Source organism: Streptomyces cyaneofuscatus (assembly GCF_000718135.1).
Lineage (GTDB): Bacteria > Actinomycetota > Actinomycetes > Streptomycetales > Streptomycetaceae > Streptomyces > Streptomyces cyaneofuscatus.
The window spans coordinates 1-919 of the sequence record NZ_JOEM01000054.1; the positions used below are offsets into that span (position 1 = coordinate 1).

The window sequence follows — 919 nt, forward strand, 5'->3', positions numbered from 1 at the left end:
TAGGGCCTGTCTTCAAAGGGTCATATCCAGATCAGGAGTGACGCGATGGTGAGTGCTGCTTCGTAGGATTCGCGGGTTTTGTCGTATCGGGTGGCTATGGCCCGGTACTGCTTTAACGCGTTGAAGCAGCGCTCGACGACGTTGCGCTGTTTGTAGCGCTCCTTGTCGAAAGCGGGCGGTCTGCCGCCGTTGCTGCCACGACGGCGGCGGTTTGCCTGCTGGTCCGAGCGTTCCGGGATGGTGTGCGAGATACCGCGTTTCCGCAGGTAGTTGCGTATGCCTCGACTGCTGTATCCCTTGTCGCCCAGGAGATGATCGGGCCGGTTGCGCGGTCGGCCTGGGCCTGGGCGGCGAACCCTGATCTGCGCAAGGACCTGCTCGAACTGCGTGCAGTCGTTGACGTTGCCGCCGGTGACGACAAAGCCGAGCGGACGGCCGCGGCCGTCGCAGGCTAGGTGAATCTTGGTCGTCAGTCCGCCACGGGACCGTCCGAGGGCGTGAGCGTGTGCCGTTTCTGCATGGCCGGCCCCTTTTTACGGGCGCCGGCCGCGTGCTGATGAGCGCGGGTGATCGTGGAGTCCACGGAAACCAGCCAGTCGACGTCTCCCGCCGCATCCTTCTGAGCCTGAACGGCCTCAAGCATCCGCGTGAACGTTCCATCGAGCGCCCACCTGCGGAAACGTGTGTACAACGTCCGCCAGGAACCGTATCTCTCCGGCACATCACGCCAGGCCGAACCGGTCCGCAGCTTCCACACGATTCCGTTCAGCACCACCCGGTCGTCCCGCCGAGGCCGCCCCGTTTCCGTCCGCGGAAGCAGCCCCGACAGAACGTCCCACTCTTCGTCCGAGAGCTCATGTCGCCGCACCATGCGTCATATGATGCCCCATCAATAGCCTTTGAAGACAGGCCCTAGCAG

Annotated in this window: 1 protein-coding gene; it reads right to left on the bottom strand. The window is 63.8% G+C overall.

Going from position 1 to position 919, the window contains the following annotated elements; translation table 11 throughout:
• Positions 1-20: 20 nt before the first annotated feature.
• A protein-coding gene (locus IF17_RS1000000138860; protein WP_425315179.1) for an IS5 family transposase occupies positions 21-871 on the bottom strand; the annotation gives its coding sequence in 2 pieces (ribosomal slippage) (positions 21-523 and positions 523-871; 852 coding nt in all).
• Between the last annotated feature and the right edge of the window lie 48 nt (positions 872-919).